We start from the raw sequence: 12,853 nt of genomic DNA on the forward strand, positions 1-12,853 counted from the left end.
ACCCGGGGGTGCAGGTTTAATCGTTGGCCGGGGAGCGCCCGTCTTGATCGGCCGCAAGCACCCCACGGTCGGGTGCGAGGGGAGCATAGGGCGGATGATCGAAGGCGTCGCCGTCGAGTCGCGGGTCCTCGTTCTCGGCCAGTCGCTCCAGCAGCCGCGAACGCAACTCCGCCCGCACGTCCCCGTAATCGGGATCGTCGGCCAAGTTGTGCATCTGGTCGGGATCGCGGCGCACGTCGTACAACTCTTCCGAGGACCGGCGAGCGAACCCCAACCGCCAAGCGGCCGCGATCGAGGGACTGGTTTCGTGCTGTTCGAAATAGGTCCGCGTCGGACCATAGTCGATGTCCATCCGGCGGTCGGCCCCCGGCTTGCTGCCTTTCAGCCGCGCGGCCAGCGGTGGCTGGGCCACGGGCCAGCGATCGGGGGCAAAGTTGACGACGTACAGGTAATCCTCGGTCCGCAGCGCTCGCATCGGGTAGGGCAGTCCGCCCGGGCGAGCTTCGTTGACATGGTTCTCGCGGCCGCAAACAACCCAGCCCCGAAGCGCGGCTTCGTAGTCCTGAGCGTCTGGGCGAAGCGCCGGCCAGAGGTCTTGGCCGTTCATGTCCGCCGGCACCGGTTTCTCGGCCGCAGACAAAAACGTCGGAGCCAGATCGATCAGACTGACCGGCGCGGCGATGCGGCGACCCGCCGCCACCTTTTGCGGCCAGCGAATGGCCAGCGGCACCTGGGTCCCGAAGTCGTACAGGTTGCATTTGCCGCGAGGAAACCCCGGCGCACCGTGGTCGCCGCTGACTACCAACAGCGTGTTGTCCAGCATTCCCCGCTGCTGCAGCTCGTCCCACAACACGCCCACAGCCGCGTCAAAGGCCATCGCCTCGCCCAGGTAATCCGCGAAATCCTCGCGCACCTCCGGTACATCCGGAAGAAACGCCGGCAGGCGACCCTGCAGTTGATCGGGGTCGATTCCCCACAGTGCCTGCCCCGATCCCTTGGCCCAGGCACGATGCGTATTGGTGGGATTGAACCAGTAGAAAAACGGTTGCTCGCCGTCGCGATCGTCCAGCATCGCCGAAAAGTTCTTTCGCACTTCGTCCAACAACCGTTGTTTGGCAGCGTCGCGGTCGTCCGCCTCCATCACGACCTGGCTGAAACGATTGAATTTCGAACCGGCCGGCCGGTAGTTGCGCTGCTTGCCGCCCATGCGGTCCTCGCTGATGTGCATCTTGTAGGACCACCCGATGTGGTAGCCGGCGTCCTGCAAGATCAACGGGAAACCTTTGACGTCGTCCCAAGGGTCGCGATAGCCCTTCATCCAGGGATGATGCAGTTGCGCGTGACTGCCGTTGCGAAAGAAGTGACGACCGGCCACCAGCGCCGCCCGGGACGGGGTGCAGGACGGAGCGCTGACCAGAGCACAATCGAACAGGGTTCCTTCGCGAGCCACACGGTCGAAGTGCGGTGTGTCGATGACGTCGTTGGGCGAAGGATGATCCGGATCGGCGTACGCGCTGGCGTAGCGTCCGAGGTCGTCGGCAAAGGCCAAGACGATATTCGGCGGCTGGTCCGCGCGAACGACCGAATCGCTCCACAGCACAGCCCCCAAGACGGCCACGGCGACGGTCATTGCTTTCGACATGCAGGTTTCCTTGTTGATCGTGAGGAGAGCGTTCGTGGCAAAGGGTGCGGCGTGGATCGGAGACGAAGCGGACGCGCCAGCAAGCCATTACGGCGCAACCAAATCCCGCTGGGTGTCGTCCTGGGGAATCGGTTCGTAGGCGACCGAAGGTCCGAGCAGCCGCTGGTACAGGCCGACGCCTACAACCGCCCCGACGACCGGCGAAACCACATATACCACGACAAATCCCAACCCGTTGGGTCCCGGCAACGCGACGTCGCCCCAGCCGGCGAAAAAGGCAAACAGACGAGGCCCGAAATCGCGAGCCGGATTAAAGCAGGCCTGCGTCAGCGGAGCGATCACACAGATCAACGCGGCCACGGTCAAACCGATGAATACCGCGGCAAAGTTGCGGGGCCCGTCCAGGTTCCGCGGATCGGTAACCGCGACGACCACCAACCCCAGCACAGCCGTTCCCAGGATCTCGGCAAGACTGGCCGCGGGCGTCGATACCAACGCATTGAGTTCGCGATGTACGTCGGCCCGGTACGGTTCATCCCCAGCGGCCAACCCGCCGGGGTTCGGGTAGTACTCGCCGTAGCACATCGCCGTCAATTCGCTGCCCGGCTGGCCGCGGACGATCCCCTTCTGCTGCTCTTTGGCTTTCAAGTAAGGCTGAAACAATACGAACAGCGTCGCCGCGGCAAGCATCGCGCCGGCGAGTTGGGCTGCGACATAGGCGGGCACCCGCCGCCAGGGAAACAAGCCCCAGGTGGCCAGCGCGATGCTGATGGCCGGATTGATGTGCGCACCGCTGATCGCGCCCACCACATAGATCGCCAGCATGATCGAAATGCCCCACACCACACCGACCTGCCACAGTCCCTCCAGGCCCCCCAACACCACCGCCACGTGGACCGCGCCGCAACCGAAGAAGACCAACAGAAACGTGCCGATGACTTCGGCGTAGAAACAGGTCGAAAGCGGACGGTTCGTCATGCTGCTTTAAGGATCTTCAGAAACTCGCTTAGGCTCGCCAGGCTTTCGGGGGAGAGGGGAGAAAACCTTTATGTTCTCCACATAGATTCCGTTAGCGTCAGGAGGTTTTTCGGGAAACCTCTAGAATACCCGAAATCGAGGCGTCCGGCGCGACGCGCCAGGAATGCCGTGCAAAACAAGCGATCAGCCGTTTTGGCGTTCGCCCCGGCAGCCTAACGTGACGCTCGCCAGCCCGAATTGTCGTAGCCGCCGTTGCGGGAATCGTCCTGGTGCGACGCATCGAACGCCGGCTGGGTTGCACGCGGCGGGTTGTTGCGGCGAGGTGCGAGCTGGGCGGGGGCGTTCAGCATCGCCGGTTGACGCCGCTCGATTTGTGCGGCACCGGCATTGGGCAACCGATTTTCTCTTCGCACCGGCTCGGCAACACGTCCCGGCTCGGCGACCGTGTCACGCTCCCCGATTCGCAGCGCGGATTCGGTTTGGTCGCCGTAGCGGCCGGGTTCCCCATATGCCGATTCCTGGTACGCCGCCGGCTGGACACCGCGGTCCTGCGAGGCGTTCCAAGCGATGGTTTTGAAACCCCAAGCGGGTCGCGATGCGGTACGGCCGCCCTCACCGAACCCATCACGCTGCGTCGAAGGCTGCGGCGAGGATGTGGACGGTTTTGCCGACTTGGTCGAAGGCTGGGCCCACGGCGTCGGCGGCGCGGGGATCGGACGTGCGTAGGTGGAGGGCGGGTCGGGCAATCCTCGAGCCGGTCCCGGCGCCGCGGCGCTGGACGTGGTGGCCGGCGGAGCCTGCCAGTATCGCGGCGTCTCCGGAGCTTCGGTCGAGGGCACCGGCACGCGCTGTAGCGCCGGCGGCGCGACCGGGGCTGCGTCGCCCTGGGGCACAGAGCTCGGCGTTTGTCCTGGCTGGCCCATCAACGGCTGGCCCGTCAGCGGCTGGCCCGGCAGCGACTGTGGCGGCAGCGACTGGCCCGAGCCGTAAGTGGATCCACCTTGCCAAGCCGGCGCGGGACTCGTCCCGACGGCGGGACTGGAGTAGGTGGCCGGCGGCAGCGTAGGTGCACAGGCGGCGGCCGGCGTCGCGGCGGCGGGCTGCAGCCCCATGTAGGGCGTGCGTTGGACTTGGTTTTGGTAAGCCGTGCAGGGTCGCTGGACCGTCACGGTTGATCCGGACACCGGATCGACCGTGGTCAGCGGACGGTAGTACGTCACCGGAGCACGGTAGTAGCTGGTGCGATAATTGGTGCCAAATAGGTTTCCGAAAAAGCCGCGGATGCCACCCAACAAACCGCCGGTGCGAGCCGGTACGGCAGTGACCGCCGGCGCGGCGGCATAGGTTGGCGCCGCAGTGTAGGCCGGCGCCGTGCCCGCGGTGTAGCCGGGCGCGTAATTGGCCGTGTAACCGCTGGTCGGTTGAATCGGTGGGTACACGTTACCGGTTCCGTAGAACGATGTGATCGGCGCGGCCGTCACGGCCGGAGCGGCGACGGCGGAGCCGGCCACGGGCGTCGTCCCACCGTACAGGCTGCTGTACTGGCCGGCGTAGCCGCTGGACAGTGGCGCGGCCGTGCCATAGGCCGGCATCTGCGCCGTATAGGGACTCGTCGGCGCGGTGGTGATGGGCTGCAGCGCGGTTTGCGCCGGAACGGTTTGCGCCGGAACGGTTTGCGCCGGAACGGTTGCCAGAGGTGCGGTGGCCGAAACCGGCATCGCGGCCGAATAGGCCGGGGTGGGCGTGACCGGCATCGCTGCGGCGTAGGCCGGCGCAGGGGTGACCGGCATCGCGGCGGCGTAGGTCGTGGGTCGGCCGAACAACCAGTCACACAGGCATCCCGCGCTGACCGGCGGCGTGACCGCCAAGACGGCTACGGCGAAAGCGGACAGGACAATAGCAAAGCGGCGTTTAAAGAACATCGTTAGCAACTTGGTTCAGGCGTAGTTCGCGACGCTGCGTGGCCGCAGGCCGTTCAAACGAACGAAACACGAACGCTTCGGTCGGCGCACGTCTTCGCTCGCGGAATTGGACGTCAGAGAGCGGTCTGCGTCAACGTTTTCAGCAGCAACTTGAGTGGGATGTCAAAAGATTCGGGCGGCTTGTTTCGCAGCGTAACGATTACGCAAGCTGTAGCGGCTGGCCCTAAGACACTTGGGCCGGCCGTGGCCCCTCACCCCAAAAACCGGGGCTATCGCACTGGCGGCTCACCTAAGCACGTCGGCATGAATCTTTCGGTGAAACCCCGCGACAACACCCTCCCGCGCAGCGGGAGGGTAAAGCCGAATCAAATGTTGCGACGTGCTTAGGAGATGCGTTTTCGATTTCGTCGACAGCCCGTTAAACCGCAGGACCCTCACAAGCGGCACGCCGGGGCCGCCGGTAGCCTACGTTTTGCAGATTGCCTTCAGTTCTCGCCCGCTCGGGGCGGCAACGGGGGTTAGGGTTTGGACGTAGAGGCAAAGACGGGAGGCCAGATTCGCCCGACAGATAAAACAGCAGTACCCCCCGTGCGAGGCGGGGTCAGTCCTTCGGGACTGGCCTCGCCTTACTTTATGCGCGGTTGCGATATACTGGACGAGTCCGAACGGACCACGTGTCGGCGTTCCACTTGCTTGCCAGTCGGGGGCTACCAGTATCATGACTTTCCGCTACGGCTTTTTCGCAGCCTTGCTCGGCATGCTGCTGTGTACGGGGTTGCCCCGCTCTGGTCCAGTACAAGCCGCCGAACCGAGCGATTGGGGGGCGTTTGAAGACGACGCCCAGCTGCAGGCGGAGATCCGACACTGGATCGAGACGCTCGGCCACGACAGTTACGCCCAACGCGTGCGGGCGAAGAGCGAACTGCAGCGGATGGGCCTGTTGGCCTTTGACCTGCTGTACGAGGCCAGCACCCACCCGGACAACGAAGTGGCGATCGCCGCGCGGCACCTGCTCAGCCGCCTGCAGATCAGCTGGACGCATCCGGATGATCCGCCTCAGGTCCAGGAAGTGTTCGAAGGCTACGGCGACAGTCCCAACGAGGCGGAACGGCGGACGCACATCCAGCGGTTGGCCGAATTACCGGATCGCATCGGCCTGAGGGGGCTGTGCCGCGTGGTCCGGTTTGAATCCAGCCTGCGACTCAGCCGTGACGCCGCCCTGCTGATCATGCGCCAGCCGCTGTTGTCCGAGCGAGCCCAGCAGCAGCGTTCGGCCGATACCATCAACGGCTTGATGGGCGCCAATCGCCGTCCAGCGGCTCGCTGGTTACGCGTCTATGCCGACGACCTTCGCCGCGGTGTGTATGACGCGGACCGTTGGCGCGAATTGATTGCGCGCGAGCGCAGCCAGGCCGAGGGTCGCCGCAGTTTGCAGGCCGATCCCGATGCGGTCCTGGAACTGGTGCGCGTCTGTGCCGTGCGGGCCAAGCAAGCCGACAACCACGACGAAGCTCTGAGGCTGGGGTTGGAAACCCTGGAAATGATCCCGCCGGGTCGCAAAGAATTGATCGAAGCCGCCACCTGGGCTCTGGACCACCAGTTGTATTCGGTGGTCATCCAGATGCAGCAGCGACAACCGATTCCCTTCCGCAAAGACCCCATGTTGCTGTACGCGGTGGCGGAAGCCTATCAGGCGCAAGGCGAACCGGCACGGGCCGAACGCTTGGCGACCACGGCTCTGGCGATCGATCCGTTGCCGGACCCCAGTTCCGAAGCGGCCGAAGCGATGTCGCGGGACGCCCTAGAGAATTTGGCGCTGCGGCACCGCGAGATCGGCGTCCAGTTGCAAAATCGTGGCCAGTTCCAGTGGGCGATCGGCGAGTACCAACACATCGTCGAACACTTGGAAGTTGACATGGTCGTGGCGGCGATCACCCGCTGGCAATTGGCTCGTTTACACGGCGGTCTGCTTCAGCACGAAGAAGTGCTGCAAACCCTGCAACCGCTGAGCGACCGGATGGAACGGGACAAGGACTATCGTCGCCGCCTGCAAAACACCCTGATCAACCCCGACAGTATCGAAGTGCGGATGCTGCGGCACCGCGGATTGCTGGCCGCCGAACGGGGCAATTATGTCGAAGCCTACGACTGCCTGACTGCCGCTCGCGCCCGCTCGCCCGAGGACGCCGACATCCTGATTGCCCTGTACCGCCTGCCGAAGGACACCAGGCAAGAGGACCGGGTGCAAGACTGGATCAACAAACTGGAAAGCCGCTTCGCCCAGCACGTCCAACAGACCCAGCGTGCTTATCGTCAACGCAACTCGTCCCACTACCGCTTGGCCCTGGCCGAAGCGCTCAACCAGCACGCCTGGCTGGTATCCAACACGTTTGGCGATTACGAACAAGCCCTCCGCAACAGCCTTCGTTCGCTGGAGCTGCAGCCCGATGACCCGATGCTGCTGGATACCTGCGCACGGTGTTTCTTTGCCGTGGAAGACTACGACCGGGCGGTGGCCTATCAGCAGCGCGCCGTCCGGCTGGGCGGAGCGGACCCGGCGGTCCACCGCCAATTGGCGGAGTTCCTCGCGGCCAGAGCTGCGGCGAAAGCCGAAGCGTCATGAACGTGCGGGCTCCGATGGCCATGTCGACCGTGGTCGCCTGGTTGATCCTGTTGGTTGCCATGGTAACCGCGGCCCGGCTGCTGCAGTTCGAACCGCCGCGCACGGTCCGCCTGCCGTGGATCGATCAACCGCTGCCAGAATCCTGTAACGCCCGCCGCGTGCTGGGGATCGACTGTCCGGGCTGCGGTTTGACGCGCAGCTTTATCCTCAGCGCCCACGGCGAGGTCCGCCAAGCGCTGGCGATCCATCCGCCCGGCACCGTCGCCTTCTTTTTCTTGTGCGCGATGATCCCCTGGCGATTGTGGCAAGCCTACCGCATCGGCACCGGGCACCGGTTCCCCAGCACCGTGACGACCGAAGTGATGATCCTGCTGGCCCTGCTGGGCGTCAGCATCTTCTGGTGGGCCGCCAAACAAGCCAGCGCGTACCTTTAACCCTTGTTAGTTGTTAGTTGTTAGTTGTTAGTTGTTAGTTGTTAGTTGCCCATCAACCATCAACCATCAACCATCAACCATCAACCATCAACCATCAACCATCAACCATCAACGCGCGTTTCAATCGTCTTCCAGGGACTGGGCGTCCCACCAGGCGCGCAGGTGCTCGGTGGCTTGGGCTGGCCGGTGCGGGCGGTAACGCTCGTCGGGCCCTTGGGTACAGATTCCCAACAACATCATCAACTCCAGCGTCTTGCTGACGTCGAAGGCGACCTCGATGTCGATTGTCTCGCGCAGGATTCGCTCCACGCGGCGTTTCAGCCGCCGGCGGCTGATCGCTTCGTCGTTGGTCAACATCGCGTAGTAGGCCAACAAGATTTCGCTGTACCGCTGCTGTTGGGCTTCCTCGCGCAGCCGATAGATCACGCCGGCGTTGCTGTCCAGTTTCTGGTGGTACAGGCTGCGGGTCAGGTTCAGCATGTAGCGGTCGCGGGTTTGGAAATAGTTCATCACCGACCGCACGATGTAACCCAGCGCCGCCAGAATCAATCCGAACAGCACCGCGGCCGTGTACAGGCTGAGCGCGGCGACCAGCAGCGCGGTGCGGACGATTTTCCAGATCGTCATCCCGATCCCGCCCAGGCTGGGCACGACGATCTTGGTGCGGTCCAACCAGCTGATCTTGACCCGCGTACCGGGCAGCAACATGTCGACGTCCAACCGCGGGATGTTTTTGAACATCCGCAGATGCAGGTGGTGCGGATCGGCAGCCCAATCGCTCTTGGCGTCCTGCTGCAGTTGGTACACGACGACGACGCGCTGGTACACCGGCACCTCCACCGGCACCTCCAACCAAGGCCGGTGCCAGGGCCGCAGGGTCCGCACGCCGACGATGTCGCCGCGGGTGTAGACGGCCAACTGGGTGAAGACGTCGAAATCGACGTGCAGCGGCACGCCCCACTGACTGGCGATGCCCACGGTGGATTCAATCTGCTCGCGGCTCAGCGGCGTGTAGTTGGCGGCGCGCAGGACCCGGCGAATCCGCTCGGTGCAGTCCTTCGCGGCCGCGTTGATCTCCGCGTCGTCTTGTTCGACCTCGCAGTTCTTGGCCCGCACGCCCTCGTTGTCCGGATCGATGCCCACGTAGCGGCGATTCAGTTCCGCCTGCCCGCGCCGACCGTAGTGATGTAAAACGGCCGAGAGGGTCTGGCCAAAATGCCGCACGGCGGCTTGCTGATCGGCCGACAATTCATCACGATCCAGGAGACTCTGCTGCAGCTGGTCGCAAGCCAACGCGATGTACGGCTCCAGGTCCCAGTGCGGCGCCCCGGCCGCGATATACTCCCCCGTCGTGCTGTGTTGAAGAAGTTTGCGGAGCGGATCAATGGATGGCAACGAAATACTCGGCGTCGCGTTGGACTTGGACGGACTGCTGTACGATACCGAACCATTGTACTGGCAGGTCGGCAGCGAACTACTCGCCCGCCGCAACCACCAGTTCAGCGATCACCTGCAGCGGCAGATGATGGGACGACCGGGTGTCCAGGCGATGCAGGTCTTGATCGACAATCTGGATTTGCCGGATGATCCGGCGGTGCTTTTGGAGGAGTCGGACGAGATCTACGCCGGCATCCTGGCCGACGGACTGCAACCCATGCCGGGACTGACCCGGTGGTTGACGGAACTGGAACGGTCGGAAATCCCCTACGGCGTGGCGACCAGCAGCCGTCGGCGGTTTGCGGAAACCATTCTGGGACGCGACGCGGTGCGGGAGCAATTGGCGTTTCTGTTGACCGGCGAAGACGTCACGCACGGCAAACCGCACCCGGAGATGTATCAGAAAGCCGCCGCGGAGCTGGACATCGATCCGGCGTCCATGTTGGTCCTGGAGGACAGCGAGAACGGCTGTGCCGCCGCGGTCGCCGCCGGAGCGATCACCGTGGCGATTCCCGGCGAACACACCGTCGGGCACCGCTACGACGGCGCCCACCTGATCGCCGAGCGTCTGGACGATCCGCGGTTGCTGAAATTGATTCAGACCTAACACCATCAGCCGCCGGGGCGCTAGCCCAATGCCACTTCCTTTGTAGCGGAACGGCGCGAGCCGTCCGGTTTTGCGGTGCGAATCTTCACACACCGGGCGGCTTGCGCCGCTCCGCTAACGCTTCAATCGCAAGCGATGGTGAAAGTAGATGGCATTGGGCGCTAGCCCGCGGGTCCTACCGCACGCAGACCGCATGTCGCCACTCAAACCAACCGCTTGCATCTGCTGATAATCGATATTGTGGAAATTCTAACATTGGGCTATTTCTAATCGGTTAGACCGCCACTTGCCTCGAACCCACTCAACGGATTCTGATGATGACACGGCTGATTCTAACTTGCTTGCTATTGCTTCCCGCTTACTCGGCGGTAGCCGATAATCCGCCGACGTCTGATCAACGCCAGAACGCCGGCGAACGATCTTTGAAGATTGCTCAACACTTCCACCAGTTGGCATTGGCCAAGGAATGGGATGCAGCCGAAGCCCTGGCCTTGGGGGCGCAGCAAATGTTTGAAGAGAACCATGGTTTCTTTCAATCCATGGTCGACGCAGCCCGGAGAGCAAAAGGACTACCGGTCGAATCGACCGTCGAAAAGAACGGCGTTGGAGAATCAACACCTAGCGATTCCGTAGTCAGATTGATCTACAGGATTGCGGACCTGCCTGTTTGGGATCCGGAATATTCTTCGATCGATGAGCAACAGCTTAGAAAGCTGGCGACCGAAAGCTTAAGTCCGCAAGACCTGGAGGATTTTATACTGGCACCTTATCCCTCCAAGAAGTCCGTGGTGATACAGGCAAAAAGGTCAGCCCACGCCAAAGTCCAGGAAAACTTTCGTCAGCATTCGAACGGGGATTGAGGTTTCCAGAGAGAATTCGCCCCGAAGGGGCAACCTTATGTCAGCCCAGGGCGTTGCCCCGGGCCGACCTAGGACCGGCCCGTTGGGCCTCCTTACAGCCTCGTATCGCCGGGCTTAGGTGATCGCCCATGCTTCTTCGGTGACCGCACGATCGCGTACCACAGCGGCCTGACCGTATAGGTTCACGGTGGGACAGATGTGACGGGGCAGCGCGACCAACGTCTCGCCGACGGCGATCCCTTCGGCCTGTTCCGATTCGATCACCAGGTGTTCTTCGCTGTGGCCCACCAGACGAGCGTCGGGCAGGGCCGGAAACGCCGCCCGCAGCTCCAGCGGCATCTCGCTGGCCAGCGACTTGTGTCCCAGATCCAGGCACAGCCTTCCCGATGCCGGTTTGCTGATCACGCTGGTCAACACCGTCGCCGCGATCTCGTACGGCATCTCGGCAAACGAGTGGTCATAGCCCCAGTCCCAGAACACCATCGTGCCGGGGCTGCACTGCCAGAACGGTTGCGGTCGGTCGGGCAAGCGCTCGGCCCAGAGCGCGAACGTGGGCGATCCGCCCACGACGACTTCGGGAGCCGGGTCGCTGCGCAGGTCGGCTTCGATCGTTCGCGCGATGGCTTCGACCGCGACCTTGCGCTGCTCGAGCGACGGCTGGTGGAGGTGCCCGTCGTAGACATGCAAGCCTCGATAGCGCAGGCCCGTGGCTTGCCGAATCCGCTCCCGCAGAGCCTGCAGTTCCGCTCCAAAAGCGATCCCCGTGCGATGCATGCCACAATCGACGTCGATCCACAGATCCAGCGTGTCGCCGCAGCTTTCGGCCAGCCCGCCCAATTGATCGACGACCGCCAGGTCATCGACGATCGTGGAAAACCGGGTGGACCGGTGCGTCTGAATTAATTTGCTCCAGCGGCCCTGTTTCTCGCCGACCGGTTGATGGGCCAACAAGACGTCTGCCGCGCCGGCCGCGGCGGCCATCGCGGCTTCTTCCAGCGTGGCCGCTTTGAAGCTGCGGATACCGGCCTTCAGGTACTGCTGTACGACGGCCGACATTTTGTGCGTTTTCACGTGGGGCCGAAGCCGGTCGGGTCGATCGCCGACGGTCTGCAGCATCAGGCGGATGTTCTGGTCCACCCGATCGGCGTCGATCAACAACGCGGGCGTTGCCACTCGCTCGGCTCCGGCGGGCGGTTGCCAAGATGCGGGTTGCCAAGATGCGGGTTGCCTGGATGCGGGTTGCCTGGAGTTTGGGGCCAGCGCGGCCGGGCGTTCGGTCATCGGGAATTGTCAGTGCGTTGGGGAAGGAGGCGGAAAAACCATTCCGGCGAACCATGTCGCAGTTGGTCGACGATCACGGCCACGATAATGATCACGCCGATGATGATATGCGTGTAGGTATTGGGAATCGACAACTGCATGCATCCGCTGCGGATGACCGTAATGATCAAGGCCCCCACCATGGTTCCCATGATCGAGCCGCGTCCGCCGCTCAGGCTGCCACCGCCCAGCACCACGGCGGCGATGATCTCCAGTTCCTTGCCGGTGCCGTCGGTTGGATTGCCGTTCTTGACGTCGGCAAAGTACAGCAGGCCTCCGATGGCGACGAAGAATCCGGCCAACGTATACACCGACAAGATCATCATCGGCACGTTGATGCCGCACAGCCGCGCCGTCGATTCGCTGGACCCCAGGGCAAACACGTTGCGGCCGAAGACCGTGTAACGCATCAACAGCCCCACGCCGATGGCCAATACCGCGGCGATCAACACGCTGGTCGGGATTTTCAGGCCGTCGATCAAGTACTTGCTGCCGTCCGAACCGGTGTAACACAGGTACTTGAGCCACCGGGGGATGTTTTCCGTGGGAGCGTACACGGTGGATTCACCGGCGAGGATCTGTCCAACGCCCAGGAAGATCGTCATCGTGCCCAGCGTGACGATGAACGGTACCACGCGCGTGGCACTGATCAGAGTCCCATTGAATAATCCGCACAGACATCCGGCCAGGATCGTCAGCAACAGGGCCCCGATCATGGCAGCGGCAAACCCGGGTTCCCCTGCCGCGACCTCCGCGTTCTTCAACTGCACCGCCAGGACGGTGCCACACAGGGTCAGCGCGGTGCCGGCCGATAGGTCGATTCCGGCCGCGATAATAATGATCGTCATGCCGAAAGCCGGTACGGCGATCAAGGCAGCACTGCTGAGCATCACGCGGAGGTTGTACAAGGACAGAAAATAACCTTCGCTGAAGACATTGTCGGCAATGGCAAACAGGACAAAGATCACCACCAGGGCGATCAGCGGCCCGAGCTGCATTGCGAAGTGTTTAAGCTTTTCAAACATGGCGA

General features: G+C 63.2%; 10 protein-coding genes. 4 read left to right on the forward strand and 6 right to left on the reverse strand.

The features are described from left to right. Window positions 1–16 precede the first annotated feature (16 nt). From GE027_RS01055 to GE027_RS01065, 3 genes are all read right to left on the reverse strand, one after another. Window positions 17–1,642, reverse strand: a complete 1,626-nt coding sequence (locus GE027_RS01055; RefSeq protein WP_153555306.1) for a sulfatase family protein — start codon at window positions 1,640–1,642, stop codon at window positions 17–19. Between the two features lie 87 nt (window positions 1,643–1,729). Further along, on the reverse strand, window positions 1,730–2,620 hold the full coding sequence (locus GE027_RS01060) for an MIP/aquaporin family protein (RefSeq protein WP_153555307.1): 891 nt from the start codon (window positions 2,618–2,620) through the stop codon (window positions 1,730–1,732). A 212-nt stretch (window positions 2,621–2,832) separates the two neighbouring features. After that, window positions 2,833–4,542, reverse strand: coding sequence for a hypothetical protein (locus tag GE027_RS01065; protein WP_153555308.1), 1,710 nt, complete (start codon window positions 4,540–4,542; stop codon window positions 2,833–2,835). 718 nt (window positions 4,543–5,260) lie between these two features. On the opposite strand from GE027_RS01065, the gene GE027_RS01070 reads away from it, so the two are divergent. After that, window positions 5,261–7,165 (forward strand): tetratricopeptide repeat protein, encoded by a 1,905-nt coding sequence (locus GE027_RS01070; RefSeq protein ID WP_153555309.1) that lies wholly within the window; start codon window positions 5,261–5,263, stop codon window positions 7,163–7,165. A gap of 14 nt (window positions 7,166–7,179) precedes the next feature. After that, window positions 7,180–7,599, forward strand: a complete 420-nt coding sequence (locus GE027_RS01075; protein ID WP_202617290.1) for a DUF2752 domain-containing protein — start codon at window positions 7,180–7,182, stop codon at window positions 7,597–7,599. A gap of 120 nt (window positions 7,600–7,719) precedes the next feature. Here GE027_RS01075 and GE027_RS01080 read toward each other — a convergent pair whose 3' ends face one another. Further along, complete coding sequence (locus GE027_RS01080) at window positions 7,720–8,994, reverse strand: TMEM143 family protein (RefSeq protein ID WP_162006518.1); 1,275 nt, start codon at window positions 8,992–8,994, stop codon at window positions 7,720–7,722. On the opposite strand from GE027_RS01080, the gene GE027_RS01085 reads away from it, so the two are divergent. Together GE027_RS01085 and GE027_RS01090 are read left to right on the forward strand one after the other, a co-directional pair. Beyond that, on the forward strand, window positions 8,984–9,643 hold the full coding sequence (locus GE027_RS01085) for an HAD family hydrolase (protein ID WP_153555312.1): 660 nt from the start codon (window positions 8,984–8,986) through the stop codon (window positions 9,641–9,643). The two genes, GE027_RS01080 and GE027_RS01085, sit on opposite strands and share 11 nt — an antisense overlap. 317 nt (window positions 9,644–9,960) lie before the next feature. Beyond that, window positions 9,961–10,503 carry a hypothetical protein gene (locus GE027_RS01090; RefSeq protein WP_162006519.1) on the forward strand — a complete coding sequence of 181 codons (543 nt, stop codon included), beginning with the start codon at window positions 9,961–9,963 and terminating at the stop codon, window positions 10,501–10,503. 114 nt (window positions 10,504–10,617) lie between these two features. Here the strand turns inward: GE027_RS01090 and GE027_RS01095 are convergent, their stop codons facing one another. Continuing rightward, window positions 10,618–11,676 carry an alanine racemase gene (locus GE027_RS01095; protein ID WP_162006520.1) on the reverse strand — a complete coding sequence of 353 codons (1,059 nt, stop codon included), beginning with the start codon at window positions 11,674–11,676 and terminating at the stop codon, window positions 10,618–10,620. Window positions 11,677–11,780: 104 nt separating this feature from the next. After that, the gene (locus GE027_RS01100) at window positions 11,781–12,848 is read right to left on the reverse strand and encodes an ABC transporter permease (RefSeq protein ID WP_153555315.1); all 1,068 of its coding nucleotides are present in this window, start codon (window positions 12,846–12,848) and stop codon (window positions 11,781–11,783) included. Window positions 12,849–12,853 lie beyond the last annotated feature (5 nt).

Origin of the sequence: Roseimaritima sediminicola, assembly GCF_009618275.1 — a bacterium.
Classification (GTDB): Bacteria; Planctomycetota; Planctomycetia; order Pirellulales; family Pirellulaceae; genus Roseimaritima; species Roseimaritima sediminicola.

Coding starts and splice junctions, on each gene's coding strand:
- GE027_RS01055 (WP_153555306.1), bottom strand. CDS start 1,642: ATGTCGAAAGCAATGACCGTCGCCGTGGCCGTCTTGGGGGCTGTGCTG.
- GE027_RS01065 (WP_153555308.1), bottom strand. CDS start 4,542: ATGTTCTTTAAACGCCGCTTTGCTATTGTCCTGTCCGCTTTCGCCGTA.
- GE027_RS01090 (WP_162006519.1), top strand. CDS start 9,961: ATGACACGGCTGATTCTAACTTGCTTGCTATTGCTTCCCGCTTACTCG.
- GE027_RS01100 (WP_153555315.1), bottom strand. CDS start 12,848: ATGTTTGAAAAGCTTAAACACTTCGCAATGCAGCTCGGGCCGCTGATC.
- GE027_RS01060 (WP_153555307.1), bottom strand. CDS start 2,620: ATGACGAACCGTCCGCTTTCGACCTGTTTCTACGCCGAAGTCATCGGC.
- GE027_RS01070 (WP_153555309.1), top strand. CDS start 5,261: ATGACTTTCCGCTACGGCTTTTTCGCAGCCTTGCTCGGCATGCTGCTG.
- GE027_RS01075 (WP_202617290.1), top strand. CDS start 7,180: ATGGCCATGTCGACCGTGGTCGCCTGGTTGATCCTGTTGGTTGCCATG.
- GE027_RS01085 (WP_153555312.1), top strand. CDS start 8,984: ATGGATGGCAACGAAATACTCGGCGTCGCGTTGGACTTGGACGGACTG.